This is a genomic window from Fulvivirga ligni (assembly GCF_021389935.1).
GTDB lineage: Bacteria > Bacteroidota > Bacteroidia > Cytophagales > Cyclobacteriaceae > Fulvivirga > Fulvivirga ligni.
This window is the reverse complement of record NZ_CP089979.1, coordinates 2,372,188-2,396,270: the sequence shown is the minus strand read 5'-3', so window position 1 is coordinate 2,396,270 and position 24,083 is coordinate 2,372,188. Positions and strand designations below refer to the sequence as shown.

Genomic DNA, 24,083 nt, shown 5'->3' with positions numbered 1-24,083 from the left:
TAAATCATAACAAAAATAACCAAAAAAGAGATCGTTTCAAATTACCGAAATCAAAATGATCTTCCATTTACAAAGATGAGAAGCCCCATAAGTGGATGAAAAATAAAGTTTAGACAGGAAAAGCAGAATATTATTTTGCCTTAATAAAATTAATTAAAATTTAATTTTTATTTCTTTAATTACTTGATTTTATATATACAAAACCAACATTTAATGCCTATGTACTTCCTATATTTGTAGCCCTTATTAAACTGTTTATGAAATGATAATAGGTGTACCAAAAGAGATTAAGAACAACGAAAATCGTGTAGCGCTAACTCCTGCAGGAGCTCAGGAATTAGTAAAGGCAGGTCACACAGTGTACGTTCAGGCAACCGCTGGAGAAGGAAGTGGTTTCATAGATGCTGAATACATTGCAGCAGGTGCCTCCACTTTACCTACTATTGAAGAAGTATATGACATCGCTGAGATGATCATGAAGGTAAAGGAACCAATAGAAGCTGAATACAAGCTCATTAAAGAAGATCAGCTAGTGTTCACCTATTTCCATTTCGCTTCATATGAGCCTTTAACTAAGGCCATGATTGAAAGCAAAGCGGTATGTTTGGCTTACGAAACAGTAGAAAAAGCTGACAGAAGCTTACCACTACTTATACCTATGTCTGAGGTAGCCGGAAGAATGGCGATTCAGGAAGGTGCTAAATTCCTAGAGAAACCACTTAAAGGAAGAGGTATTCTTCTTGGTGGTGTACCAGGAGTAAGACCTGCTAAAGTATTAATTTTAGGAGGTGGTGTAGTAGGTACTAACGCTGCTAAAATGGCTGCTGGCATGGGAGCTGACGTTACTATCATGGATCTTAACTTACCAAGATTAAGATACTTAGATGATGTAATGCCTGCTAACGTTAACACATTCATGTCTAACGAATATAACATCAGAGAACTTATTGGTACTCATGACCTTATTGTAGGTGCTGTACTTATACCTGGTGCTAAGGCTCCCCACTTGATCACTAAAGACATGCTAAAAGATATGAGACCAGGAACGGTACTTGTAGACGTAGCAGTAGATCAGGGTGGATGTATTGAGACTTGTAAGCCTACTACGCATGAAGACCCTACTTATGTAATTGATGATGTACTTCATTACTGTGTAGCTAACATGCCTGGCGCTGTTCCTTACACTTCTACCCTAGCGCTTACTAATGCAACATTACCATATGCATTACAACTAGCAAACAAAGGATGGAAGAAAGCTTGTGCTGATAATCAGGAATTAAAGCTAGGACTTAACGTAATTAAAGGAGAGATCGTTTACAAAGCTGTGGGCGAAGCCTTCAACCTTGAATATACAGATGTTGAGAAATTTCTTAACTAAATAATAACAACCCAAAAAAAGCCGCTGTTAGCGGCTTTTTTTTATTCATAGAATGGTATATCATCTATAAACTCCATCTGAGATGATTCTCTATTGAGTTTACAGCAGAAGTGATTAATTCCGTTAGTCACTACCAAAAAGTCAACATCTAACTGCTTACTATATACCGCCACCTGATCAAACCCAGCTTGAGTTATTTTAACATCGTGCGCCTTACACTCTACAATAAGAAATGGCCTCGCCTCTCTATTATAGACCAGCACATCAGAGCGCTTTTGCCTCTTATTATATTTAAGACCGGATTCCACCCTAAACAAAGACCGGGGATATCCTCTTTCATTAAGTAAAAAATGAATAATATGCTGCCTCACCCATTCTTCGGGTGTTAACACAATATATTTTTTCCTTATGACGTCAAAAATTTCAACTTTCCCCTCGTTTTTTCTGATATTACAATCAAATTTGGGGAGATTTAAAGTAACCATCGTTCAAAATTAGTTAAATCAAAATTCTCAACGAACCAAAACCAGATGTTTACCTAAAAAATTGATTTAACTTTATGCTAAACCCATGAACATAATCCCTGCAGATTTCCAGCCTTACTTTGTACTCGGCATTATTTTAATACTTTTCATAGCCATTTATCTGGAAGTAGTGAAACCAGCGGTAAGCTTCCTGTTTGCTATTATCATTTTTGTAATGTTTGGAACACTTACGCCGGCAAAGGTATTGGAAGGTTTTTCTAATCAGTCCATCGCAAGTGTAGTACTTCTAATTTTAATTACGGCCGGCATCAGAAGTAACTTCAATATTGAGATATTCTTAAACAAAGTATTTGGACGGGCAAAGACCTACAGAGGATTCCTATTTAGCATGATGAGTAAGGTAGCGATACTATCATCATTTGTAAATAACACTCCCGTAGTTGTCTTACTTACACCTTATGTATTCAATTGGGGAAAAAAGAATAAAATATCACCGTCAAAACTGCTTATACCACTATCCTACTCAACCATTATCGGGGGTATGATTACGATCATTGGTACATCTACCACGCTGGTTTTAAATGGTTTTTTAACAGAAAGAAATATTACAGGATTAGACACCTGGTCACTGTTCATCACCGGCTCTTCTGTGGCCCTTGTTTGTGTATTATTTATTGGCTTCTTTGGTAAATATTTATTACCAGATCACACTGATTTTATTGAAAAATTCCAAGCCAATAAAAGGCAATATCTAATTGAAAAACGACTAAGCGACAATAGTCCATTAATTGGTAAAACTGTGGCCGAAGGTGGCCTTAGAAACCTTAATGGCGTTTATCTTGTAGAAATAGTGAGAGACAATCAGATCATTTCTCCTGTTACTCCAAAGGAAAAAATCATTGCTAACGATGTTTTGATCTTTGCAGGAAATACGGATAACATCGTGGATCTTACCTTAACGGATATAGGTGTAGAATTACCTGAGAAACTGTCCCCTAACACCAACGGAAAGGTCCAGGTGGTTGAAAGTGTAGTAAGTGCCAATAGCAGCCTTATAGGAAAGACTATTAAGAGCTCTAACTTCCGTGAAAGATATGACGCAGCCGTGGTAGCCGTTCACAGAAATGGTGAAAAACTAAGCGGAAAGATCGGTCGAATGTCAATTAAAGCTGGTGATGTACTTCTTCTATATGTTGGAAACAACTTTAATGACCGAGTCGACATGTATAAAGACTTATATGTCATTACAGGGGAAAACAAAGAAATAGAACCCAATAAGAAGAACTCTTACAAACTCATGGTCATTTTGGCTGTAGTAGCCTTATTAGCCGTTACACAAGTCTTCTCACTGTTTGTATCTCTACTAATCATCTTCACTTTAATGATCTCGATGAGGCTCATTACTATGAAGAACATTAAAAGGGATTTGGACGTCAATCTGGTGTCAATACTTGTACTATCTCTTGCATTAGGTGAAGTTATCATTGGTACGGGAACAGGTGAGTTTGTAGCCAAATATGTTCTCGGCCTATTACAACCCTATGGCCCCATTGCTATTCTGTGCGGTATTATGCTGATCACCACCATTTTGACCTCCTTCATTACTAACGTGGGAGCAGTATCAATAGCATTTCCTCTTACACTGGCCATTACAAGCTCACTAGGGCTAGATGCAGCTCCGTTCTACCTCGGGCTTGCTTTTGCTGCCTCCGCTGCCTTCTTAACACCTGTAGGCTATCAGACTAACCTGATCATCTATGGACCAGGTGGATATAATTTTAAGGATTTCTTAAAGATAGGATTACCAGTGACTCTGATCTATCTAGGATTATCAACCACTATTATCGTATTTCTATTCAAAGAAGTTTTCTTTTAACTGTCAGCTTTGGTAGCGTCATTTTTAAGGTGAGGCATCTTTACCGATAGTAAAAAGATCATCCCTATAATAAAAAAGAGCATCAGTGCTAAGGTGCTATTTCTCATGCTTCCTGTTATCTGCTCTATTGCACCATACGCCAGTGTACCGATTACAATAGAAACATTGAAGGTAACATCATAAAAGCTGAAGTACGAAGTATGATCAATGCTGTTCTCAGGGATAAGTTTAGCGTAAGTGGACCTTGAAAGTGATTGTATACCTCCCATTACCAAGCCTACTACAAAAGCCAACGCAAAGAACTGCTCAACATTAGTAACAAAATAAGCGCCAAGACAGACGACTATCCAGATGCCAATCATAACCATCAGCGAAAGTTTATTTCCTCGTACCTTAGATATATAGGCAAATAGATAGGCACCAGCTATGGCCACTAGTTGAATAATTAATACAATGCCTATCAATTGTTTTCCTTCGAGCTTCAATTCTTTAGAACCAAACGTAGCTGCCAGATACATCACGGTTTGCACCCCCATATTATAGAAAAGATAGGCCCATAAAAACCTTTTCAGCACCCTTTGCTCTCCAAGGCTATTCCAAACCTTCTTCAGCTCCTTGTAGCCTCCTGTAAGCCATCCTTTATCAGATTTCCTTTTAAATACATTATCAGGTAATCTCAAGAAAGTGAATTGTGAAAACCCTATCCACCATAAGCCTACGGTTAAGAAAGAAAACCGCACTGCTCCTGTATCACTTTCAAATCCAAAGACCTCATATTGATTGATCATCAATATATTTACAATCAACAAAATAACACTTCCTATATACCCCAAAGAATATCCTTTCGCACTTACCTTATCCATCCTATCGGCAGAAGCTATTTCAGGCAAAAAGGCATCATAAAATACCAAGCTAGAAGAGTATCCCACACTGGCCAATACAGAACAAATAATGGCCAATTCTATGTTCACCTTGCCTGTAAAAAAGTACAACCCCAAACAGGCCGATGCGCCGAGGTACATGAATATTTTCATGAACAGCTTCTTCTTGCCGGCATAATCTGCTATACCAGAAAGTAAGGGTAAAATGAAGGCAACAAATAGAAACGAAAATGACAGCGACCAGGCATACAGCACAGAGTTTTTTAGATGTAATCCAAAAAACTCCACCATGTCCCCCTGGGGTCCGTCTGTGGTGGTAACGGCGTCATAATAAACTGGAAATATAGCTGAGGTGATTACTAATGAATATACTGAGTTAGCCCAGTCATACATACACCAGCCGTTGATAATTTTCTTATTGTTAAGCTCCATCGGGTTATAATAAAAAAAAGGGCTATTGCGTAAAGCAAATAGCCCTTATATTCTCAAAGATTTAGAAATCTAATTAATCTTCTGAACTTTGTAGAGTAGTGTAAAGCAGTTTTCTAGCATTTGCCTTACGCAATTCTATTTCTACGTCTGAAACCAAACCTCTCTTAGCTTCCTCATCCACTTTCATGGCGATGGTAAGCTGATCTCTTTCATTCTCAGCTAATTCATCCTTTTGCTCATTCACCCACTGGATGATATCCTTAGGGTCAGCAAAAGCATCATTAATTTGAATTTTAGGTTCGCTACCAAACTCAGATGCCTTCTTAGGCTCTCCGATATAAATGTAACTTACAAGAGATTTACGTTGTAGCTTTCTCAGCTGAGTAGCTTCAGGTATTCTTTGTTTTACATTTATTGTTACTTCTCTCATTACGGTTGTTACCATGAAGAAGAACAAGAGCATGAAGATAATATCTGGTAAAGCAGAAGTAGGTATTTCCTGTTTCGTATTTGCTTTTTTCTTAAATTTAGACATATCTCCTTAGTTAGTTTTTGAAGGATCAGCTATTGAGATGTTCATTGGGAATTCCAAAGCACCATCTTTCAAACCTCTACCTTGATCATACAATCTCTTATTCTCAGGATCAGAAAGATCATTAGCAATCTCTCTCCATCTCTCATTGGTTACACCAATTCTATCAGCGTACATATCGTAATATGCACCCTGAATCTCATCTAACACCTTAATGAACATCTCCTGACTAGTACCTCTATCGGTCTTAAAAGAAACAATTGCTTCTTTAGGACTATCAGAGCTTGTAGGATCTTTACCTTCATTAAGCACGAATTCCTTAATCATCTCTCTAATAGCTGACACATCTTCTAGAGGCTCACCTTCTACCAATAGATTATCAGAGGAGTTTACCAGAATCTTAAAAAGATTTCTTTCTGGAATCTTAACATCAACATCCACAATATCTTCAGGATTTGGAGGAAGTTGAAGACTAAGACCTCTGTCATTAGCTATAGTAGTGGTAACCAAGAAGAAGATCAACAGTAAGAAAGCGATGTCAGCCATCGAGCTTGAGTTAATTTGAGGCTCTTCTCTTTGTCTTTTAGCCATTACTTAATTGCTTTATTAATTTCAGAAACTATTACACCAATAAGTGCAATAACTAGCAATATCCACATAAGAATAAGGCAGCCACCAACTAATTTAGAACCGGTAGCATCTAGACCAAAATTAACATATGTGTTTGTAACTTCATTACCAGATATTGCCCATGCGATTAAGAACAACACTAGTAATGCAACAACACCTATAGCACTTTTTAGCAATGATTTAGGGTTGCTTAAAGAGTTGATCAACGGAAGGAAGATAGAAGCCAAAGCAGCTATTACTACCATACCCATTGCAACCCATAAGGCAATATTTATAAAAGTATCCATATCATTTAATTATATTAAGTACTAAAATTGATTTCAACAATTAAGCTCTTCCTGTAAGCTTATGCTTCACTAGTAAGTCAACCAAGCTGATAGAAGCATCTTCCATTTGGTTAACTAAAGAATCAATTTTAGATACTAAGTAGTTATAGAATATTTGAAGGATGATACCTACAAATAGACCAGCTACTGTTGTTAAAAGTGCTACTTTGATACCGTTAGCAACAATTTGAGGAGAGATATCTCCAGCTGCCTCGATAGCATCAAATGCTCCGATCATACCAATTACAGTACCGGTGAAACCAAGCATTGGAGCAAGAGCGATGAAAAGAGATATCCAAACTAAACCTCTTTCTAGTCTACCCATTTCAACAGAACCGTAAGCGATGATTGACTTCTCAACCATTTCGATACCTTCTGACATTCTCATTAAACCTTGAGTAAAGATAGATGCTACAGGACCTCTAGTGTTTCTAGTAACTTCCTTAGCAGCTTCGATACCACCGTTAGCTAAAGCATCTTCAACGTTAGCTAATAATTTATCGGTATTGGTAGTAGCCATATTAAGAGTGATAATTCTCTCTATAGCAATAGCAAGACCTAAGATCAAACAAATTAATACTGGCGTCATCCACTCAACACCACCTTCAATGAATTTTTCTTTTATTGTTTGATGAAAAGACAAATCTTCTGTGGCCTCGTCTTCCACTGCAGTTTCGGTAACAACTGTTGGCTCTTCTACCACTGGTTCTGGTTCTTCAGCTACGGTAGAATCTACGGTTGTTGACGAAGTATCTGTATCCATAGACTCATCTTGAGCCTTAGCCTGATATCCAAGGGTAAGAACCCCTACGAGCGCCAATAATGTAAATAGTTTTTTCATAATTCAAGTTTTAAAATATTTCTCAGTTTTGCAGAGATTGTTTAACGATTACAATTTATAGTTTAAAGTTAGATAAAATTAAATGTTAGCAGAGAGGAAGGGATTCGAACCCCCGGTACCCTTTTGGGGCACACTCACTTTCCAGGCGAGCACCTTCAACCACTCGGTCACCTCTCTAGTTTCGCACAGCCTTTCGCTCCGCAAGAAGCACAAATAAATCAATAAAAAACGCTTTATGCAAGCATAAAATAAATTTAATAATGTTTATTATAGCGTCAATTCACCGCTTATTGGCTCCATTAATCTTTTTCTGATAATCTCTATATCCTGCTCCTCTCCTAATATGAGCATCAACTTACTTATTGCCGATTCCAGCGTTAAATCGGCCCCTTCAATAACACCAATCCTCTGTAATTGTTGGCTGGTGTCATATCTTCCTTGCACTACCCGTCCTCCAGGGCACTGGGAAACGTTTAAAATCGTCACCCCTTTCTCTATCGCTTTTCTTAACAATTCGATAAACCAAGGAGAGGTTGGGGCATTGCCGGAGCCAAACGTTTCCATCACAATTCCTCTTAAATTTGGAATCTGTGTTATCACTCGCACAACATCCTCAGTAATACCAGGATACAATTTGAGTATAACTACATTGCGATCGAATTTATTGTGCAAAATCAAATCTTTCTCAGACTGAAAGCTCTTAATCACGGCATGATGGTAATTGATAACTACCCCAGACTCTGCTAACACAGGGTAATTTTCAGATTGAAAAGCATCAAAATGAAGGCTTTCTACCTTTTTACTCCTATTGGCTCTAAGCAATACATAATCAAAATAGATGCACACTTCTGAAACAATAGGTTTATTATTTATTCTTGAAGAAGCTATTTCTATCGCAGTAATCAGGTTTTCACGTGCATCTGATCTCAATGATGAAATAGGCAACTGGGCACCGGTAAATATTACTGGTTTATCCAGATTCTCAAGCATAAAACTCATCGCTGAAGCTGTAAAGGCCATGGTATCTGTACCGTGTAGCACCACAAAACCATCAAACTCATGATAATGGTCATGTATCATCTGCCCTATCATGTTCCAATCATCAGGATTGATGTTAGACGAATCAGTAGGTTTTTCAAATGAAATCACCGTAAGATTAAGCTCCAATTGTCTTAAAGACGGCACATGATCCAGGATAGAGCTAAAATCAAAAGGTATCAGCGCTCCATTTTTATCATGAACCATACCTAGAGTACCGCCTGTATATATAATGAGTATCGAGGCCTCAGGCTCTTTGGGTACAGATGTGATAATATTTATCTTTGAATAGTCTCTCATACCCCAAATAGCTTTTTAGCGTTTCCTGTAGTCACCTCTGCCACCTCATCTACCTCACATAATTTTAAAGAAGCCACCCGCTCAGCAATTAAAGGTATGAATGACGGCTCGTTCCTTTTTCCTCTATGTGGTGTTGGTGCCAAATAAGGACTATCTGTTTCCAATAGCAAAGTACTCAAATCCAGATCAGGAATTACTGTATCCATTCCTCCATTTTTGAAAGTGCTTACTCCCCCGATTCCTAAATAAAAGTCTAATTCTGTGATTCTTTTAGCTTGTTCTGCAGAGCCTGTAAAACAGTGAAACACGCCGGTTAAACGATCATCCTTTAACTCTTCTACCATTTCTATAGTCTCATCTATAGATTCTCTACAATGTATTACTATGGGGAGCTCGTATTTCTTTGCCCATTCCACCTGTATCTTAAACGCCTCTTTCTGCTGCTCCCAATAGGTTTTGTCCCAATAAAGGTCTGTCCCCATTTCACCTATAGCACAGAATTTTCTTTTTGCTAACCACTCTTCCACGATATATAGCTCCTTCTCAAAATCCTTATTTACCGAACAGGGATGAAGCCCCATCATGGCGAAACAGTTTTCAGGATATTTGTTTTCTATCTCAAGCATATCATCTATAGAAGTATGATCTATGTTTGGCATATAAATTTTGTTTACACCATTTTCAAAAGACTGCTCTAAAACATCTGGCAGATCATTTTTAAACTTCTCTGCATAAATGTGTGCATGGCTGTCAGCAAATTCAGGCATATTCAATTCTATAATTTAAAACGTTTTAAAAAGTCACAGCTTCCAAAGTTAATATTTCCGCCCTTTCCAAACTGTCTTTACAGGCAACAAAAAGAAAATTGATGAAGAAACTGATAAAAGGAAGGAATAAACCTCGTAGAAAGCCAATTTCAAAGGATTTGTCTTCATTCTTAAAGTGGCCTTTACTCTTAAAATAAAGATGGATTGTAAAATAATTTTCAGGAACATGAGCAAGAGTGCTGCTTTCCACTGAAAAATAGCCAGCGTTACAATGCCTGGAAAATAAAGTGCCTGAAAAAAAAGCAGAGCTACGATACTAAAGGGCAGCTGAACAGCTCCTTTCATCCACCTTTTACGCTGATTTAATATTTGATGAACACTAGAGGCTGGTAAGGAATATGCCAAAACGCCTGTATTAAATAACTGCTCTACATGATACCCCTTTTTTCTCACCTGCTTGAAAAGTTCAAAATCTTCTGTGATGCTAAATGGAATATTTTCATAGCCACCAACGCTTAAATACGCCTCTTTAATAATGGCCATATTATTACCCATGCTGGTAACGGGCTGATTTAAGTCAGTGATCACTTTCACCATTCCTAAAGCAAATAGCCAGTCTGTATTCTGCAAATATGAATGTTGGATACCCGTGACACCCGTAACTATAGCCGTATTAGAGCTAAAACCCTCCAGCATGGCATGAATCCAAGTAGACGGCACGGCAGTATCAGCATCTGTAATGAAATAATAATCACCTTGTGCTATTGAGGCTAAATGAGCCAGCACATTAGCCTTGCCCCTGGCTAATCCTTTAGTTTCCGTAATATTCAACACTTTAATGTGCGGATACTTTTTAGCATAGGCACGGGCTAAAGTGTAAGTGGCATCTGTAGAACCATCGTTTCCGACGAGTATCTCTAGCTTGTCTGAAGGATAATTCAGTTGGAGGGTGGCATCCAGACATCTTTGAATTGTCTGTTCTTCATTTCTGGCAGCAATTAATACAGAAACCAATGGCGGGGTTTCTTTTGTGGCTTCAGGAGACTTAGGTTTCCATAAAATAATGAGCAAGAAGTCTATCAGTAGTACAATTGAGATAGCACCTACAAGAAGAGATTCTACAATCATCATAGTGTTTTAAAGGCATATCCAAGTTTAGAAAAATGCTCCAGGTAGCGAGGCAAAGCGTATTTCATATTCTTCTCTGCCTTTATATTATCATGAAAGAGCACGATAGAACCATTTCGAGTAGCTTTGATGCTCTTATTTAGACAGACCTCTGGAGTAATTTTAGAGCTAAAGTCACCGCTCAGAACATCCCACATAGTAATATCAAATCTGTCTTTTAATTCTGAAATCTGCTTTCTACTTATCTGACCATATGGAGGTCTCATCAAAGTATTTTTCACGCCTAAATCTTCTAGCTCCTGCTGGCAAGAATTAACATTATTAATATAAGTGTCGAGTTCAGTTTTCCAGCCACACATATGATTATAGGTGTGGTTTCCCAAACTATGCCCTGCTTCAATTGCTCTTTCAGCTATTTCCTTATGTTTTCTAATGTTATCGCCCACGCAAAAGAAGGTACCTTTAGCATTAAATGAATTTAGAGTAGCAATGATAAATTCAGTTAGATCAGGAATAGGGCCATCATCAAAGGTAAGGTAGAGCACTTTTTCTTTGGTGGGTTTAGACCAGGTAAGCTGCGGATAAATCCACTTTAGAACCAAAGGCGTTTTGTGCAAAAACATAAAATTAAGATTCTATGCGGCAAGAAAGCATGGTAATATCATCTCGATAGCCATTTTTCCCTTTGAACGTATCTAAATCTATGATTATATCCTGATGAATGCGTTTCAGGTCTCTGTCTCCATTTTCCTCGAGGTAGCTCATAAGACGTTCCATTCCAAACTCTTCACCAGACTCACTTTCCGTTTCGGTAAGACCATCAGTATAGCAGAATATCAGAAAATCTTCAAGATCCGTTATAAAGCCCTCGTTTAAGAAAGGTAATGGATGAATAGCGCCTAATACAGTTGATCCATCTTCTAAAAGCTGGATATTCCCTTTCTTATCAACTAGCATGGGCGGATTATGACCAGAATTTACATAAACCAATGTTTTCAAGGTATGGTCATAAATAGCAGCGAAGAAGGTTATGAATTTCTCTCCCTTGGCGTTTTCAAGCACATGGTAGTTGAGCTCGTTTACAATTTCTCTTAAATTACCGGTTTGCCTGATCAAAGTATGTAACGAAGCCTGAAAATTAGACATCATTAATGCCGCAGGTATTCCTTTTCCGGATACATCCGCAATACAAATCAGAAATTGGTTTTTATTAATAGGAATATAATCGTAGTAATCACCCCCTACCCTATCATGAGGCAAGTAACTAGCCTCCACTTTCAGTCTAATACCATAAGGCAGCTGCTCAGGAAAGAGAAACTGCTGTACATCACTAGCAATTTCAAGCTCCTTACGAAGGGCTTCCTGCTCTAGTTGCTGTCTCGCTAGCTTTTTATTCTCTATAGCCACAATGATGATATTGCTCAAAGCCTGAATAAAGCGCATGCTGCTCTTTTTCATAGACTCATCTTCTTCATCAATATCTCCCACAAACACCAAGGCCAAGATGGCCGATTTGTGGCTCACGGGCACTATATATTCAAACTCACCGAAAATATCATCTCTGGATTTATCTATAGTAGATACGGCATTGAGCTCTAAAAACTCAGGGGGAACAGGTGTTTCAAAACAGTTTATGGAGGTACCATAGCTCACTTTACAATCCCATGCTTCATCAAGCACATACAAGGCAAGCCTTCGGATATTCAGATTAGCACGAAGGGTAAAATCATAAATTTTATACAAAGATCTTTCAGGTAGGTTATTATTAATAGCCTGTGTGATCTCCAAAAGAGCGTTAAGCTCCAGCTCTTTTAAGTTGTACTTGTTCTGTAAAGATAATGTCTCCATGAAAAAATTATCGCCTTCGCCTCATTTCACAAGATAGTAAATAAAGGTATAAAAGAGAATTGAGATCAGTGTCTTCTGCCCTTCCAGGTGTATGAGCCAAAGTTAGCAGCTATTCCGAAAAATAATGCATAGAAAGGATAAGATAATTCTAAAATTATGAAATGAAGAAAATAGAACCGTTTTCCAGAAAATTTCATCACCAAATACAAGAATATACCTTCCGCTATAACTTTAAAAATTATGGGAACAATAAGCCAACTATTACCCGACCAATTCACCAGTAAGAAACTGTAAGCCAGTAGCATACAAAGATTAAAGACTGCTACAAAAAGTGCCGTAATAACGGTAGACACCCTGCCGTAGCTCTTCCATTTGCTTGCCCACCGCTTCCTTTGATGATAAAAATCTCTCCAACTCCGCAATGGAAACGTATTTACCACAGCATCATTGCTTTTGTTAAAGAAAACTTTACCATCAAACTGTTGATAAATTTTATGCATGAGGAACTCATCATCACCACTGGCTATTTTATCATTTCCTGCGTATCCGCTAACAGCAAAAAAGGCTGACTTGCTAAAACTTAGGTTAGCCCCATTGCACATGTTAGGAATTCCAAGTTGCAGACTTGAGGCTCCGGTGCCTATTAATGAGGCAAACTCCATAGATTGAAGCCTTTGAAAAAATGATTTTTCATCATAGAAGGCCACTGGCCCTGTAACCATCTGAGCATCACCTTGCTGATATATTCTATTATAACTTCTTAGCCAGTTTTTAGAAAAAGAGCAATCGGCATCAGTGGTCAGAATATAATCATGACCCGCATTATTAATACCAAAGTTCAAAGCGGCCTTCTTTCCTGTTTTAGTGGCTTCCAAATCATAGCATTTGATCTTAAACCAAGCTGATTCAGTAAATTTGCTAATAATATCAACACTTTGGTCCGTAGAATGATCATTGATGAAGATAACTTCAAATTTTTCAGAAGGGTAATCGATAGAAGAAAGTGCTTTTAATAACTGAGGTAAGTTGTCTTCTTCATTTCTAAAGGGGATAATTATACTGAATGAAGACGTACAATTACCTTCATCATTAAAAGCTGGTAGGCGGCCCCAGGCAATGACCAAAGCAAAAATAAGAATAGCATAAAAGCCTATAATCACTCCTATTAATATAGTCACGATCGGCCTCCTTTTGTTTTAAAGATTAAAGGTGTAGAAATAACGGTTGGCACCAAGATATTGACAAGCCACAGAGCTATACTGGCACTAAAAATTAGAGATAGATCAACATTATAATTTTCGAAGAAATATAAAGCTGAACCCTCACGAACCCCTAGATCGCTTAAGAAATTGAAGGTGGGAATAATGGACTTAGCCAGAAAAATCCAAGAAACACCTGCAAAAAGTGTATAAATGTCTAATTCAGGAACGAAGAGGGTGAGCAACAACAAAAACTGTGAAGTAAAAATTAGATATCGGACAAAGGACAGTGTTAAAACAGACAAGATGGATTGAAAGCTGTTATCCGCTAACCCAATGAACAACTGCCTCACTATTTTAATCTTGGTTAAAAGCCTTAAAACGATCTTCCTTAAAGGAAAAAGGAGCATTACTATTACTGAAATACATGAAATAACTATGATAACGAACAAGCCTTTTTCCTTAAACCAAACGTATTGCAAACCGACCATACCAAACATCAATGTAGGAATCATTTGGCATATACGCCCTACCAAAACATTACCGATGTAATGATGCCTTTCTTCATTTTGCAAGTAGAACATTCTACCGAAATAATCTCCCAGACCATGAGGAGTTATAAAACTTAGGCTAAGACCAAGCAAAACTCCTTTAAAAGCTTCTTTAAAAGTGGCCAACTGCCCTATCAGCACTTTCCACTTCAACGCTTCTACCCCCCAGTTCAGAGGCATTAGCAAAACCACGACAATTAAGATAATTGGATTCTCCGAAAACTTATTTTGGAGATGATAAACAGCATCGGCAAGTTCTATCTGATGGTCTTTAAACTTATAGTAGATAAAGATGAGGATACCAAAAAGCACCACCAGCTTTATTAAGTTCATAATTATAACCTTAGAGGAAGCTTTTTTAACCCACGCCATATACCTAAATTGCACCGGTGGGCAAATTAGAGAAAAAATCAGAAAGGGAACGAATTATTTTAGGGCTTGATCCGGGTACCAATGTTATGGGTTATGGTCTCATTACTGTCATAGGGCAAAAAATCACCTTACTACAATTCGGAGTCATCCATCTCTCTAAATACTCAGGCCATGAACTAAAACTCAAGAAAATCTTTGAGCGTATCATCAGTATTATTGACGATTTTCATCCTGATGAAGTAGCACTGGAAGCACCTTTTTTTGGAAAAAACGTTCAATCCATGCTAAAACTAGGCCGAGCCCAAGGAGTAGCCATGGCAGCCGCCCTTTCCAGAGATATTCCCATTACAGAGTATGCCCCTAAAAAAGTGAAACAGTCCGTTACCAGCAACGGTAACGCCTCCAAAGAACAAGTAGCTAACATGCTTAAAACACTATTAAACTTCAAAGAAGTGCCTAAACTCTTAGACGCCACCGATGCACTGGCCGTAGCGGTATGTCATCACTTCCAGAGCGGCAGCTTAGTTACTAAGAAAGCTAAAAGTTGGGAAGCGTTTATTAGTGATAATCCGGGGAGGGTGAAATAAGCTAAAAATGCATCACTCCTTTCGTCAAACTCATATATTTGCTGGCAATACCAAAAGTAATTTATGGGCGTAGTTAGTAAAAGTGGTGTCAAGTTTACCATCATTCTTTATGTGGGAATAGTTTTAGGATATGTAAATACTATCATTGTTTTCCCTAACATTTTGAGCGAAGAGCAATTTGGTTTAACTCGAATTCTTGCTTCAGCTTCTGCGGTCATTGCTCAGTTTGCAATTTTAGGGGGTGATAATGTTATAATCCGTTTCTCACCCTACTTTAAGGATTTTAAGAAAAATGTAATTTTATCCATTGGCCTCGTGTTATCCTTACTCGGATTAACCATCATAGGTATTGCCATATTCATATTCCGAGAGCACTTTTTGGAGATGTACTCTGAAAAATCTTCCTTATTTGTAGAATACTCCTATTTACTCGTCCCTTATGTCATTGCATTAGTATTTTTCAATTTATTTGATGCCTATTTGAGAGTAATCTTCAAAAATGTATTTGTTGTCTTTCTCAATTTTATTGTTTTAAGAATAGCATGGTTAGCAATAGTAATATTATACTACTTTGAGTGGATTGATATAACCGCTTTTCTCTTTCTTTATGTTGGAGCTCAAATCTTCATCACAATCATCTGTGCGGGCTATTTGCTTTATTTAAAGAAGTTTAATCTTAGCTTTAATCTGAAAACATTAATGGTGGATAATGCCTCTACTATCGGCTGGTTTGGGGTTTTCACTATTGCAAGCGGCATTTCCTTCTATCTTATAAATAGGCTAGATATACTGATGGTGGGCAAATATATTGGACTAGATGAGGTTGCTATTTACGCCATTGCATTTAACATGAGTACTGTGATATTGGTGCCTTCTCAAGCCATTTCCAGAACTGTTTCCGTACTTTTAGCAGATGCCGCTAAAAGAAATGATATTGAAAGCCTAATCTTACTATATAAAAAAACTGCTCTCAATCAACTCATTTTAGGGTCTGTTGTTTTTGTTTTAATTGCTATCAACTATAATTTAATTATTCAATTTTTACCTCCATCCTACAAAGATAGCTTCTATATATTTCTCTTCTTGGGCGGGGCGAAAGTTATAGATACTGCCTTCGGCATGAATGGCCCAATCATTTTAAACAGCAGTTTCTTCCGGGTAGACACCATTTTGTCATGCGTTTTACTAGCTCTTACCTTTGTTAGCAACATGTATCTAATACCCATGTATGGCGTAGAAGGAGCTGCATTTGCCACGGCATTTTCGATTACCGTTTTCAACTTATTAAAATATGCTTTTCTTAAAATAAAAATGAATCTTAGTCCCTTTGATTTAAATTACTTGAAAGGCATTATCATTATTATTGCTGTGGTTGGAATTGCTCTTGCAATTCCAAAAACTCAATCTATTTGGATAGATAGTTTCATTAAATCAACCATATTAGTATTTCTTTTTGTTGGCTTAATTTTTTTCAGTAAAATTTCCGTTGAAATAAATCAATTAATTCTGTCATTCTTTCATAGAGTGGGTTTTTCCAAGAAGAAATAAAACATGTCCGCATTTTCTAAAGCTCAAAAAATTTATCATTCAGTAACTCCAAAATTTGTAAGGACTGGCTTAGTCCCAATTTTTACTAAAATTCATAGAAAGATAATTTTCAAAAAGGTAATCTCATATCTGGAAGCTAAAGCTTCACTTAGCAATGAGGAGTATAAGGCCCTTGAATATTTGAAAAAAAATGGACTTACAGTTTTTCCAGGGAATTATCAGGATAAGTATAAAGATCTTAATATTGATATTCAGGTAGATGTGGAGTCAGGCCTTAAATACGTCATTCATAATAGCAAAAGGCTGTATTTCAAACGAACTATGTCTTCGGAAAAAATTCATAAGATGTATAGAGGTCTAACCATTGAGCAAGATCCCGAGTCACCTCACAGATATACTGACAGCTTGTTTAAGATTGAACCAAAAGACGTAGTGGTAGAAGCTGGGTCAGCAGAAGCTTCGTTTTCACTGGATGCAGTGGAAGAGGCCTCTAAAATATACATATTTGAAACTGATCCATTATGGATTGAAGCTCTGGAACACACCTTTAAGCCATGGGGCAATAAAGTAACCATCTTTAATAAATTCGTTACGTCCTCCACGGGAGATAATTCTATTTCTTTAGATGATATTGTCAAAGAATATGGCCCAATAGATTTTGTTAAAATTGATGTCGACGGTGAAGAAATGAATCTTCTTAAAGGTTTCGATAAAACATTAAGTGATAAAAACACCAAAACCAAAATAGCCATCTGCACTTACCATAAACAAGAAGATGAGCACATGTTTACCCAGTACTTTAAAAACAAAAGCTATTCAAGTAGAACAACTGATAATTACATGCTTTTTTATTTTGACAATAACTTTGTGAAACCATATCTAAGAAGGGGAGTTTTAAGAGCTTATAAATCATAACCATGGATTCGATTGGGTCAAAAATTCTCATAATCACCAACTATCCCAAAGGAACTAAACATGCACGGCTGGAATTTGAGAATCAAATTTTATCAGAAAAGGGATTCAAAACAGAAATTATACATTGTGGAAATTCTACATTAGATTTTAAACAAAAGTTGTTGAGTCTATTCTTTTTAAAATTCATTAATTTCAAAGCCTTTGAAATTCTTAAAAAGAAGCATCAAAGCTATGACCTAATCTTCCTTTATGGGCTTCAAGTCTTTTTGCCACTTATTTTCCTTCCCAGGCACATTAGATCCAAATGCGTTTACCAAACGTTGAATCATGATGTCACTTACCATGTTTATGAGTTATCTAAACGTAACATAATCCTAAAGCGGTGCAAAAAGATATTGCATCATCTTTTTTTTAATCTGGAGTTTAAGCTCTCAAAGCAGGTAAAAGCAACCATTGTCAATTCAAAATCTCTATTAAAACTACTCCCTCACTCCAAACTAATATTTTATACATCTCCCTTGGAAGGTAATGTAACCCAGCCCAAGGAAAACTTACCTTTTGCTTATTTATATTTAGGTCAACTCAGAGAAGAAAAAATAGCTCCTGATTTTTTTGAGTTCCTTGAAAGACAAAAAAGACAACTATTTGTATGTGGTATAATAAAGGATCACTACATCACTAAAAAAGTAGAAGAATCTACATTTTGTACATATCTTGGCAATTTTGAAGCTATGGAGTTAAAGACGAAATTATTTGAACTCAGAAAAGATTTTAATCTACTAGGGGTAAGCCTTATCCAGGAGCCGCATAAGAGTTACAGCGAGCAAAATGCAAATAAAGACATAGATTACATGGCCATGGGAATACCTATCTTAGGTAATCAAAGAAAAACTACTAAAGAACTTATAGAAAGCGGCTGTGGATTTTTTTATGATGATTTTGAGGATTTCAGCTTTGAGCAATATAAAAAAGCGTATGACAGATGCATAGAACATTATATACCATATAGCAATGAAGTTTTCTCCCAGTCATTTCTTTCAACATTTCAATCATAATGTCTTCTCCTAATTTACCATTTCAACACCTTATTATCACCCGTTTCAATCTGAAAGTAACCTCGACCAGCAGCGTTATAGATGCTCTATGGACAAGGGATCGTGAAAATCGTGAGGTACAAACAGAACAATGGCTGAAAGAACGATTCAATCTATTTGAAGCCTTTTGTTTACCTTCCGTTGTAAATCAAACAGAAAAGGATTTTAAATGGCTCGTATATTTTGATGAAAACACCCCTGAGGCATATAAGCAAAAAATAAGCAAATGGGAAACAGATTTGGAGTTTTTCACTCCTATTTATAAACCCAGCTATAATCACTTTATGAAAGAAATTAATCAGGATATTAAAGCCTACTCTCCCAACAAACCTTATATCATAACCACCAGACTAGATAATGATGACAGTCTTCACACAGAAGCCTCATTAACCATTAAAGACCACTTCATCCCTGTTCACAACACTCCAATTAATTTGGCAAAGGGTTATTGTTTTAATTTAAATTCAGAGAACAAAATTCAAATTATCACTACCTTAACATTGAAAGATGGGCCTTTCGTCTCTTTAATTGAACAAACAGATAAAGCCCTTGGAGTTTATAATAAAAAACATGGAGATTATTTAAATATCTCCTCAACCATCCAAATTCAGGAAAGACCTTTATGGGCACAGATCATTCATGAGGGAAATATGGTGAATTTTATGCGTGGATCGGTTAAAAGAATCAGCGATATAGAAAGTGACTTTGGAGTAAGCAATAAGCTTTTAAACTTTCAATCTTTCAAAGAAATAAAACATCAAGTAAGGCACATCCTAAGGCTTCTTATACCATTAAAATTGAGAATGGCTATCTTTAATTTTTTAAACAAATCCAATGACTGATAAAGAGCATCTTCTAAATAACTTCATCCTTCAAGGATCCATTGAAAACAAAAAAGATTTTATTTTAAAGCAATTTTCAAAAGAAAGTTCAGTGCTGGATGTTGGCTGTATAGGGCAAGCCATTGATAACAAGTCGAATTCATGGCTTCATGGTATACTCTGTCAACATTCTGACAATGTTGTTGGCGTTGATATTAATGAAGAAAAAATTATCGAAGTCAAAAAAGCTGGTTATAATATTTTTCACACCACTGAATTAACAAATGCACATCATTTTGACGTGATAGTAATGGGAGACATTATTGAACATGTAAGTGATGTCAATATATTTCTGGAATTTTACGCAAAGCATCTGAAACCTGGAGGTAAAATGGTCATCACCACACCTAATCCATTCAGTTTCAGGCAAATTTTAAATATATTTTTCTTTAAGCGGCCTTTTATTAACGTAGAGCACACCTGCTATCTAGATCCTTATGTAATGTTTGAGGTTTTAGATAGAAGTGGGTTGAAAATCTCTGACTTTGCTTGGATTAAAGAACACGAAGCTCCCAAAACTTTTACAAGCAAAATACTTACTGGAATTAGTAGAATGATGTATAAAATTAGAAGATACTATGCACCAAACTTCGGTATAGTATGCATGAAAAGCTAGTTTAGTTTGTCTCGTTCTCAATTTAAATACGCTTTAGTATCTATTAATACAATGATCACTGTTTCAATAGATACTAAACACATACTCAAGCATTGATCTATGAAGTCAAAATTCGCTTCATATCCTGAAATCACATGATCGAATCTAAAACCCCAACCAACTTCTGAGTCAATCCTTTTCTAGAATAAGCCTTCACATCACCTTCATGACTTACATTTCCAGCTAAGAATTGATCATACATATCTTCTAGTGACTTCTTAATCTGTTCAGTATCTTCAGCCCTGCATGTTACACCTGCCCCTGTTTCCTTAATAATCTGAGCCGAATCACCATCGGTTGCACCAATAGCCAATATTGGCCTCTGTGACGCAAGGTATTCAAATAACTTCCCTGGTATATTACCAGGAGCATTTTGCGAATGTGCGAGTATTAAAAGTAACACTGCGGACTGTCTATAAACCTTAAGCACCTCTGAATGAGGAATATATGGCTTTATACTTACCAGCTCTTTTAAATAAGCATCCTCCTCTATCTCGCTCCTCAGCGTTTGGTTAATATTGCCTATAAATTCCACCCGAAAGCCCTTGCCTTCAGATTTCAATTCTTTTACAGCCTGTAATAATGGCCTTGGATCTCTAAGTTCATCTACTACACCTACATGACGGATGACAAACTCCTCAGGTTGGAGGTGGCTATGTTTTTCAAATTCGCTTGCATCAAAGCCATTGGTGATCACTTCCACTTTTCTCCCACCTAGTTTTGCAAGATCTGCAGCATAATGATTACTTACTGAGATAACCCTATCAGCCCGCTGCAACACCTTTCTTTCCAATGCGGCATGCCTATTTCTTGCCCATTTACTTAGGTAGAAGTTATCGAAAAGGTCCCATTGTGTCCAGGGGTCTCTAAAGTCCGCCAGCCACTTTACACCATATTTTTCCTTGAGTTTTAGACCAATTAAATGCATACTATGGGGCGGACCAGTAGTAATGATGGTGTCTATACCATTAGACGACAGAATATCTCCCAGAACTTTTACTGAGGGCTTCACCCAAAATTTTCTAGGATCAGGTATCAGCAAATTGCCTCTGGTCCATAACATGAGCTTGCTCATGAAACCTTTGCCATTTTTTTTCACCATATCACTCTGTTGGCTTTGTCCTTTTTTCTTGAACTTATCCAACACAGAATACGGCTCCCAGATGGGCATTTTTATAACTTCCACCTCATCAGAGATATCGTTTACCAGACTTTCATCTTTGACCTCAAATGATGGGTTTTCAGGGGTGAATATGAATGGCTCCCAACCAAATTCAGGAAGATACTTTGTAAACTTTAGCCATCGCTGAACTCCGCTACCACCACTAGGAGGCCAATAATAAGTTATAATTAAAACTTTACCCATAGAGGCAAATATAGGATTAGCCTATCATTATTAGCCAAAAATGACTCATAACTTGCCTCCTAAAATTATTTCCGAAGGCAAAGCAACCTTTATCACAAAGCTGTTGTCTAAAATAATAAACCACCTAACCTACTATGAATAAAAGAACCTTAACCGTGATCATTGGTCTAATAGTGGTACTCATCATTATTTTAAGCACCAATGCACAGCCTATGATTAGTTAATGTAGACTTATCAGGTATTCTCCAGGTCCTCGAAGCGTCCTTTATTTAGGATTACCTGCCTCTCTTGTTCCGTCAATGGTATGTCTTTCACGTATTTTTGAGGCGTAGGCCTATGTAATGACATAAAAAAGAGCAAAAATACGTAGCCAAGAATAAAAACGGCCGATGTGGTTAAGTATAAGCCCGTCACCAAGAGCACAGAGGCCAACCCTAAGGACATGTAAAATTTAATAGTACAGTCATAATATAACGACAGCTTCTCTGCCAAAGGCACTCCTTTAATATCTTTAGAAGCTCTTCTGAAGCGCTTGAAACCTACCCAAAATATGATGGCTGATAAGATGGGGACAGCTATTAAAATAGCCATGGTAATGGTTCCATCTTGCAAGACCGGGTTCATATGATTATTCTTAATTTCCAGAAAGAGATATGCAAAGACTGCCAACGGCAAAGCCAGCATTCCGTGAAAGATAAAACCTGTTTTATTGTGAAATTCCTCCGGGCTCTTAAATGTCATACACCAAAATTTTGCCCTAAAACTAGTAAATTACTTCCATCGAAAGCAATAATCGTTATTTTTGTGTGATGGTTGGAACAGAAAACCTAAGTAGAAAGGAACAAGTAATACGTACAGCAGCTGAGCTTTTTAAAGAAAAAGGTTATGCAGCTACATCCATGAGAGACCTCGCCAATGCCTTAGGCATTGAAGCAGCCAGCCTCTATTCTCACATTAAATCTAAGGAAGAAATTCTTCAGCATTTATGCTTTGACATGGCTGAAAAGTTTAGAAATTCTTTAGAAGAGGTGGAAAAAGCGGATAATTCCTTTTCTAAAAAATTAAGACTAGGCATACTTGGTCACATTCAGGTGATGGCTCAGGAGCTTACTGCTTCAGCAGTTTTCATGAATGAACACAGGCACCTTAGCGATCCTCACCTTAAAGCCTTTTTATTACTTAGAATCAATTACATAAACCGGTTCAAGAAGATTATAGAGGGCGGTATTAAATCTGGTGAATTTAAAAAACTAGATACCAAATTGGCCGTAATGACTCTTTTTTCCTCTTTAAACTGGATGCCACACTGGTATGATCCTTCCGGAATTATAGAGCCCATAGAACTAGGAAATCAGCTGGCTGATATGCTGATTGACGGTCTCCAAACGAAATAAATCATTATTTTATTGTAACTTAAAAGCAACAAAATAACTTTAATATGTACGGAGGAGGAAACACTTTTGAATCAACAAAATTCGAAGGGCTAGAAAACGAAGATCCCGCAAAATTAGCTGAGTTCGAAGCCAGAATTGAGAGAGGGGAAAAAATTGAACCAAGTGATTGGATGCCTGCACTTTATCGCAAGCAGCTGATCAGAATGATAGAGCAACATGCTCACAGTGAAATCATAGGTGCACTACCTGAAGGCACATGGATAACCAGAGCGCCTGGTTTTAAAAAGAAAGCTAGCGCTTATGGCCAAGGTCCAGGATGAAGTAGGCCACGCACAATTATTATACGCGGCCGCTGAAACCTTAGGAAAATCCAGAGAGCAGATGATCGATGATTTGCTAGACGGCAAATCAAAATATTCTAACATATTTAACTACCCTACCTTTACCTGGGCAGATGCCTGTTTTATCTCATGGCTCGTAGATGCTGGAGCTATCGTTAACCAATTAGCAAACGCCAGAGGCAGCTACGGCCCTTATTGCAGAGCCCTGGAAAGGATTTGTGCGGAAGAATCGTTCCACTTGAAATATGGACATCACTGCGTTATTCACATGGCCACCGGATCTGAAATTCAGCGTAATATGATGCAGGAAGCCATTGACAGATGGTGGGGACCTATGATGCATTTCTTCGGACCACCAGACAAAGTTTCGGTTCACACAGAGGTGCTCATGAAATGGAAAGTAAAAATGTCTTCTAATGACGATTGTAGAAATCAGTTTTTAGATATGTATGTGCCCAAAATTTGGGAACTAGGTTTTACTATTCCTGACCCTAAGCTTAAAAAGAACCCGGAAACAAAAACGTGGGAATATACTGAACCTGATTGGAATGAATTCAAAAGGGTAATCAATGGTGATGGACCATGCAATAAAGAAAGACTGGCAGTGAGAAGAGTGGCAGAGGAAAGAGGGCAATGGGTTCGCCAGGCACTTTTACAACCAAAAACAGAGTACGTTACTCCACTGGCCTAGTCAAAGTTTTTATTTAACTGCTTTCGT

General features: G+C 37.3%; 24 protein-coding genes, 1 tRNA gene and 1 pseudogene. 10 read left to right on the top strand and 16 right to left on the bottom strand.

Annotated elements, in window-relative coordinates; translation table 11 throughout:
- The first annotated feature begins 262 nt into the window (after positions 1-262).
- Positions 263-1,378 carry an alanine dehydrogenase gene (gene ald / locus LVD16_RS10675; protein ID WP_233773932.1) on the top strand — a complete coding sequence of 372 codons (1,116 nt, stop codon included), beginning with the start codon at positions 263-265 and terminating at the stop codon, positions 1,376-1,378.
- Between the two features lie 41 nt (positions 1,379-1,419).
- Here ald and LVD16_RS10670 read toward each other — a convergent pair whose 3' ends face one another.
- Complete coding sequence (locus LVD16_RS10670; protein ID WP_233773931.1) at positions 1,420-1,863, bottom strand: type I restriction enzyme HsdR N-terminal domain-containing protein; 444 nt, start codon at positions 1,861-1,863, stop codon at positions 1,420-1,422.
- Positions 1,864-1,948: 85 nt separating this feature from the next.
- Between LVD16_RS10670 and LVD16_RS10665 the strand changes: the two genes are divergently transcribed.
- Entirely contained in the window at positions 1,949-3,739 is a 1,791-nt protein-coding gene (locus tag LVD16_RS10665; RefSeq protein ID WP_233773930.1) for an SLC13 family permease, read from the top strand.
- Here LVD16_RS10665 and LVD16_RS10660 read toward each other — a convergent pair.
- From LVD16_RS10660 to LVD16_RS10600, 13 genes are all read right to left on the bottom strand, one after another.
- A complete protein-coding gene (locus LVD16_RS10660) occupies positions 3,736-5,052 on the bottom strand; it encodes an MFS transporter (protein ID WP_233773929.1) in 1,317 nt (438 codons plus the stop codon). The two genes, LVD16_RS10665 and LVD16_RS10660, sit on opposite strands and share 4 nt — an antisense overlap.
- Before the next feature lie 73 nt (positions 5,053-5,125).
- Entirely contained in the window at positions 5,126-5,587 is a 462-nt protein-coding gene (locus tag LVD16_RS10655) for an ExbD/TolR family protein (RefSeq protein WP_233773928.1), read from the bottom strand.
- A gap of 6 nt (positions 5,588-5,593) precedes the next feature.
- Positions 5,594-6,175: an ExbD/TolR family protein gene (locus tag LVD16_RS10650; RefSeq protein WP_233773927.1), complete on the bottom strand. Its 582-nt coding sequence runs from the start codon at positions 6,173-6,175 to the stop codon at positions 5,594-5,596.
- Positions 6,175-6,501 (bottom strand): hypothetical protein, encoded by a 327-nt coding sequence (locus LVD16_RS10645; RefSeq protein WP_233773926.1) that lies wholly within the window; start codon positions 6,499-6,501, stop codon positions 6,175-6,177. Before LVD16_RS10645 ends, LVD16_RS10650 begins: the two co-directional genes overlap by 1 nt.
- A gap of 40 nt (positions 6,502-6,541) precedes the next feature.
- A complete protein-coding gene (locus tag LVD16_RS10640) occupies positions 6,542-7,381 on the bottom strand; it encodes a MotA/TolQ/ExbB proton channel family protein (protein WP_233773925.1) in 840 nt (279 codons plus the stop codon).
- An 89-nt stretch (positions 7,382-7,470) separates the two neighbouring features.
- Positions 7,471-7,558, bottom strand: a tRNA-Ser gene (locus tag LVD16_RS10635).
- 90 nt (positions 7,559-7,648) lie between these two features.
- The gene (locus LVD16_RS10630) at positions 7,649-8,719 is read right to left on the bottom strand and encodes an asparaginase (RefSeq protein ID WP_233773924.1); all 1,071 of its coding nucleotides are present in this window, start codon (positions 8,717-8,719) and stop codon (positions 7,649-7,651) included.
- A complete protein-coding gene (locus LVD16_RS10625; protein ID WP_233773923.1) occupies positions 8,716-9,486 on the bottom strand; it encodes a TatD family hydrolase in 771 nt (256 codons plus the stop codon). Before LVD16_RS10625 ends, LVD16_RS10630 begins: the two co-directional genes overlap by 4 nt.
- Positions 9,487-9,534: 48 nt before the next feature.
- The gene (locus LVD16_RS10620; RefSeq protein WP_233773922.1) at positions 9,535-10,617 is read right to left on the bottom strand and encodes a glycosyltransferase; all 1,083 of its coding nucleotides are present in this window, start codon (positions 10,615-10,617) and stop codon (positions 9,535-9,537) included.
- Positions 10,614-11,237, bottom strand: a complete 624-nt coding sequence (locus LVD16_RS10615) for a polysaccharide deacetylase family protein (RefSeq protein WP_233773921.1) — start codon at positions 11,235-11,237, stop codon at positions 10,614-10,616. Before LVD16_RS10615 ends, LVD16_RS10620 begins: the two co-directional genes overlap by 4 nt.
- 4 nt (positions 11,238-11,241) lie before the next feature.
- A complete protein-coding gene (locus tag LVD16_RS10610; RefSeq protein WP_233773920.1) occupies positions 11,242-12,462 on the bottom strand; it encodes a SpoIIE family protein phosphatase in 1,221 nt (406 codons plus the stop codon).
- Positions 12,463-12,527: 65 nt separating this feature from the next.
- Positions 12,528-13,640, bottom strand: a complete 1,113-nt coding sequence (locus LVD16_RS10605; protein ID WP_233773919.1) for a glycosyltransferase family 2 protein — start codon at positions 13,638-13,640, stop codon at positions 12,528-12,530.
- Complete coding sequence (locus LVD16_RS10600; protein WP_233773918.1) at positions 13,637-14,545, bottom strand: lysylphosphatidylglycerol synthase domain-containing protein; 909 nt, start codon at positions 14,543-14,545, stop codon at positions 13,637-13,639. Before LVD16_RS10600 ends, LVD16_RS10605 begins: the two co-directional genes overlap by 4 nt.
- 56 nt (positions 14,546-14,601) lie before the next feature.
- Here LVD16_RS10600 and ruvC point away from each other — a divergent pair, with 56 nt between their 5' ends.
- The 6 genes from ruvC (at position 14,602) to LVD16_RS10570 (ending at position 20,225) form a co-directional block, all read left to right on the top strand.
- Entirely contained in the window at positions 14,602-15,171 is a 570-nt protein-coding gene (ruvC, locus tag LVD16_RS10595; protein ID WP_233773917.1) for a crossover junction endodeoxyribonuclease RuvC, read from the top strand.
- 63 nt (positions 15,172-15,234) lie between these two features.
- Entirely contained in the window at positions 15,235-16,719 is a 1,485-nt protein-coding gene (locus LVD16_RS10590) for a lipopolysaccharide biosynthesis protein (RefSeq protein ID WP_233773916.1), read from the top strand.
- A 3-nt stretch (positions 16,720-16,722) separates the two neighbouring features.
- A complete protein-coding gene (locus LVD16_RS10585; RefSeq protein WP_233773915.1) occupies positions 16,723-17,634 on the top strand; it encodes an FkbM family methyltransferase in 912 nt (303 codons plus the stop codon).
- Between the two features lie 518 nt (positions 17,635-18,152).
- Positions 18,153-18,689, top strand: a complete 537-nt coding sequence (locus tag LVD16_RS10580; RefSeq protein ID WP_233773914.1) for a hypothetical protein — start codon at positions 18,153-18,155, stop codon at positions 18,687-18,689.
- On the top strand, positions 18,689-19,570 hold the full coding sequence (locus tag LVD16_RS10575) for a glycosyltransferase (protein WP_233773913.1): 882 nt from the start codon (positions 18,689-18,691) through the stop codon (positions 19,568-19,570). Before LVD16_RS10580 ends, LVD16_RS10575 begins: the two co-directional genes overlap by 1 nt.
- A complete protein-coding gene (locus tag LVD16_RS10570) occupies positions 19,563-20,225 on the top strand; it encodes a class I SAM-dependent methyltransferase (RefSeq protein ID WP_233773912.1) in 663 nt (220 codons plus the stop codon). Before LVD16_RS10575 ends, LVD16_RS10570 begins: the two co-directional genes overlap by 8 nt.
- A 130-nt stretch (positions 20,226-20,355) precedes the next feature.
- On the opposite strand, the gene LVD16_RS10565 is transcribed toward LVD16_RS10570, so the two are convergent.
- A complete protein-coding gene (locus LVD16_RS10565) occupies positions 20,356-21,630 on the bottom strand; it encodes a glycosyltransferase family 4 protein (protein WP_233773911.1) in 1,275 nt (424 codons plus the stop codon).
- Positions 21,631-21,864: 234 nt separating this feature from the next.
- Positions 21,865-22,371, bottom strand: coding sequence for a hypothetical protein (locus LVD16_RS10560; RefSeq protein WP_233773910.1), 507 nt, complete (start codon positions 22,369-22,371; stop codon positions 21,865-21,867).
- Positions 22,372-22,439: 68 nt separating this feature from the next.
- Here LVD16_RS10560 and LVD16_RS10555 point away from each other — a divergent pair, with 68 nt between their 5' ends.
- Both LVD16_RS10555 and paaA read left to right on the top strand, forming a co-directional pair.
- Complete coding sequence (locus LVD16_RS10555; protein ID WP_233773909.1) at positions 22,440-23,024, top strand: TetR/AcrR family transcriptional regulator; 585 nt, start codon at positions 22,440-22,442, stop codon at positions 23,022-23,024.
- Positions 23,025-23,068: 44 nt separating this feature from the next.
- Positions 23,069-24,056: pseudogene (gene paaA, locus LVD16_RS10550) on the top strand (1,2-phenylacetyl-CoA epoxidase subunit PaaA).
- The last annotated feature ends 27 nt before the right edge of the window (positions 24,057-24,083 follow it).

Bases quoted from the DNA above. Each gene is read 5' to 3' on its own strand.
- ald (WP_233773932.1), top strand. From the start codon at position 263: ATGATAATAGGTGTACCAAAAGAGATTAAGAACAACGAAAATCGTGTA.
- LVD16_RS10670 (WP_233773931.1), bottom strand. From the start codon at position 1,863: ATGGTTACTTTAAATCTCCCCAAATTTGATTGTAATATCAGAAAAAAC.
- LVD16_RS10665 (WP_233773930.1), top strand. From the start codon at position 1,949: ATGAACATAATCCCTGCAGATTTCCAGCCTTACTTTGTACTCGGCATT.
- LVD16_RS10660 (WP_233773929.1), bottom strand. From the start codon at position 5,052: ATGGAGCTTAACAATAAGAAAATTATCAACGGCTGGTGTATGTATGAC.
- LVD16_RS10655 (WP_233773928.1), bottom strand. From the start codon at position 5,587: ATGTCTAAATTTAAGAAAAAAGCAAATACGAAACAGGAAATACCTACT.
- LVD16_RS10650 (WP_233773927.1), bottom strand. From the start codon at position 6,175: ATGGCTAAAAGACAAAGAGAAGAGCCTCAAATTAACTCAAGCTCGATG.
- LVD16_RS10645 (WP_233773926.1), bottom strand. From the start codon at position 6,501: ATGGATACTTTTATAAATATTGCCTTATGGGTTGCAATGGGTATGGTA.
- LVD16_RS10640 (WP_233773925.1), bottom strand. From the start codon at position 7,381: ATGAAAAAACTATTTACATTATTGGCGCTCGTAGGGGTTCTTACCCTT.
- LVD16_RS10630 (WP_233773924.1), bottom strand. From the start codon at position 8,719: ATGAGAGACTATTCAAAGATAAATATTATCACATCTGTACCCAAAGAG.
- LVD16_RS10625 (WP_233773923.1), bottom strand. From the start codon at position 9,486: ATGCCTGAATTTGCTGACAGCCATGCACACATTTATGCAGAGAAGTTT.
- LVD16_RS10620 (WP_233773922.1), bottom strand. From the start codon at position 10,617: ATGATGATTGTAGAATCTCTTCTTGTAGGTGCTATCTCAATTGTACTA.
- LVD16_RS10615 (WP_233773921.1), bottom strand. From the start codon at position 11,237: ATGTTTTTGCACAAAACGCCTTTGGTTCTAAAGTGGATTTATCCGCAG.
- LVD16_RS10610 (WP_233773920.1), bottom strand. From the start codon at position 12,462: ATGGAGACATTATCTTTACAGAACAAGTACAACTTAAAAGAGCTGGAG.
- LVD16_RS10600 (WP_233773918.1), bottom strand. From the start codon at position 14,545: ATGAACTTAATAAAGCTGGTGGTGCTTTTTGGTATCCTCATCTTTATC.
- LVD16_RS10590 (WP_233773916.1), top strand. From the start codon at position 15,235: ATGGGCGTAGTTAGTAAAAGTGGTGTCAAGTTTACCATCATTCTTTAT.
- LVD16_RS10585 (WP_233773915.1), top strand. From the start codon at position 16,723: ATGTCCGCATTTTCTAAAGCTCAAAAAATTTATCATTCAGTAACTCCA.
- LVD16_RS10575 (WP_233773913.1), top strand. From the start codon at position 18,689: ATGTCTTCTCCTAATTTACCATTTCAACACCTTATTATCACCCGTTTC.
- LVD16_RS10570 (WP_233773912.1), top strand. From the start codon at position 19,563: ATGACTGATAAAGAGCATCTTCTAAATAACTTCATCCTTCAAGGATCC.
- LVD16_RS10565 (WP_233773911.1), bottom strand. From the start codon at position 21,630: ATGGGTAAAGTTTTAATTATAACTTATTATTGGCCTCCTAGTGGTGGT.
- LVD16_RS10560 (WP_233773910.1), bottom strand. From the start codon at position 22,371: ATGACATTTAAGAGCCCGGAGGAATTTCACAATAAAACAGGTTTTATC.
- LVD16_RS10555 (WP_233773909.1), top strand. From the start codon at position 22,440: ATGGTTGGAACAGAAAACCTAAGTAGAAAGGAACAAGTAATACGTACA.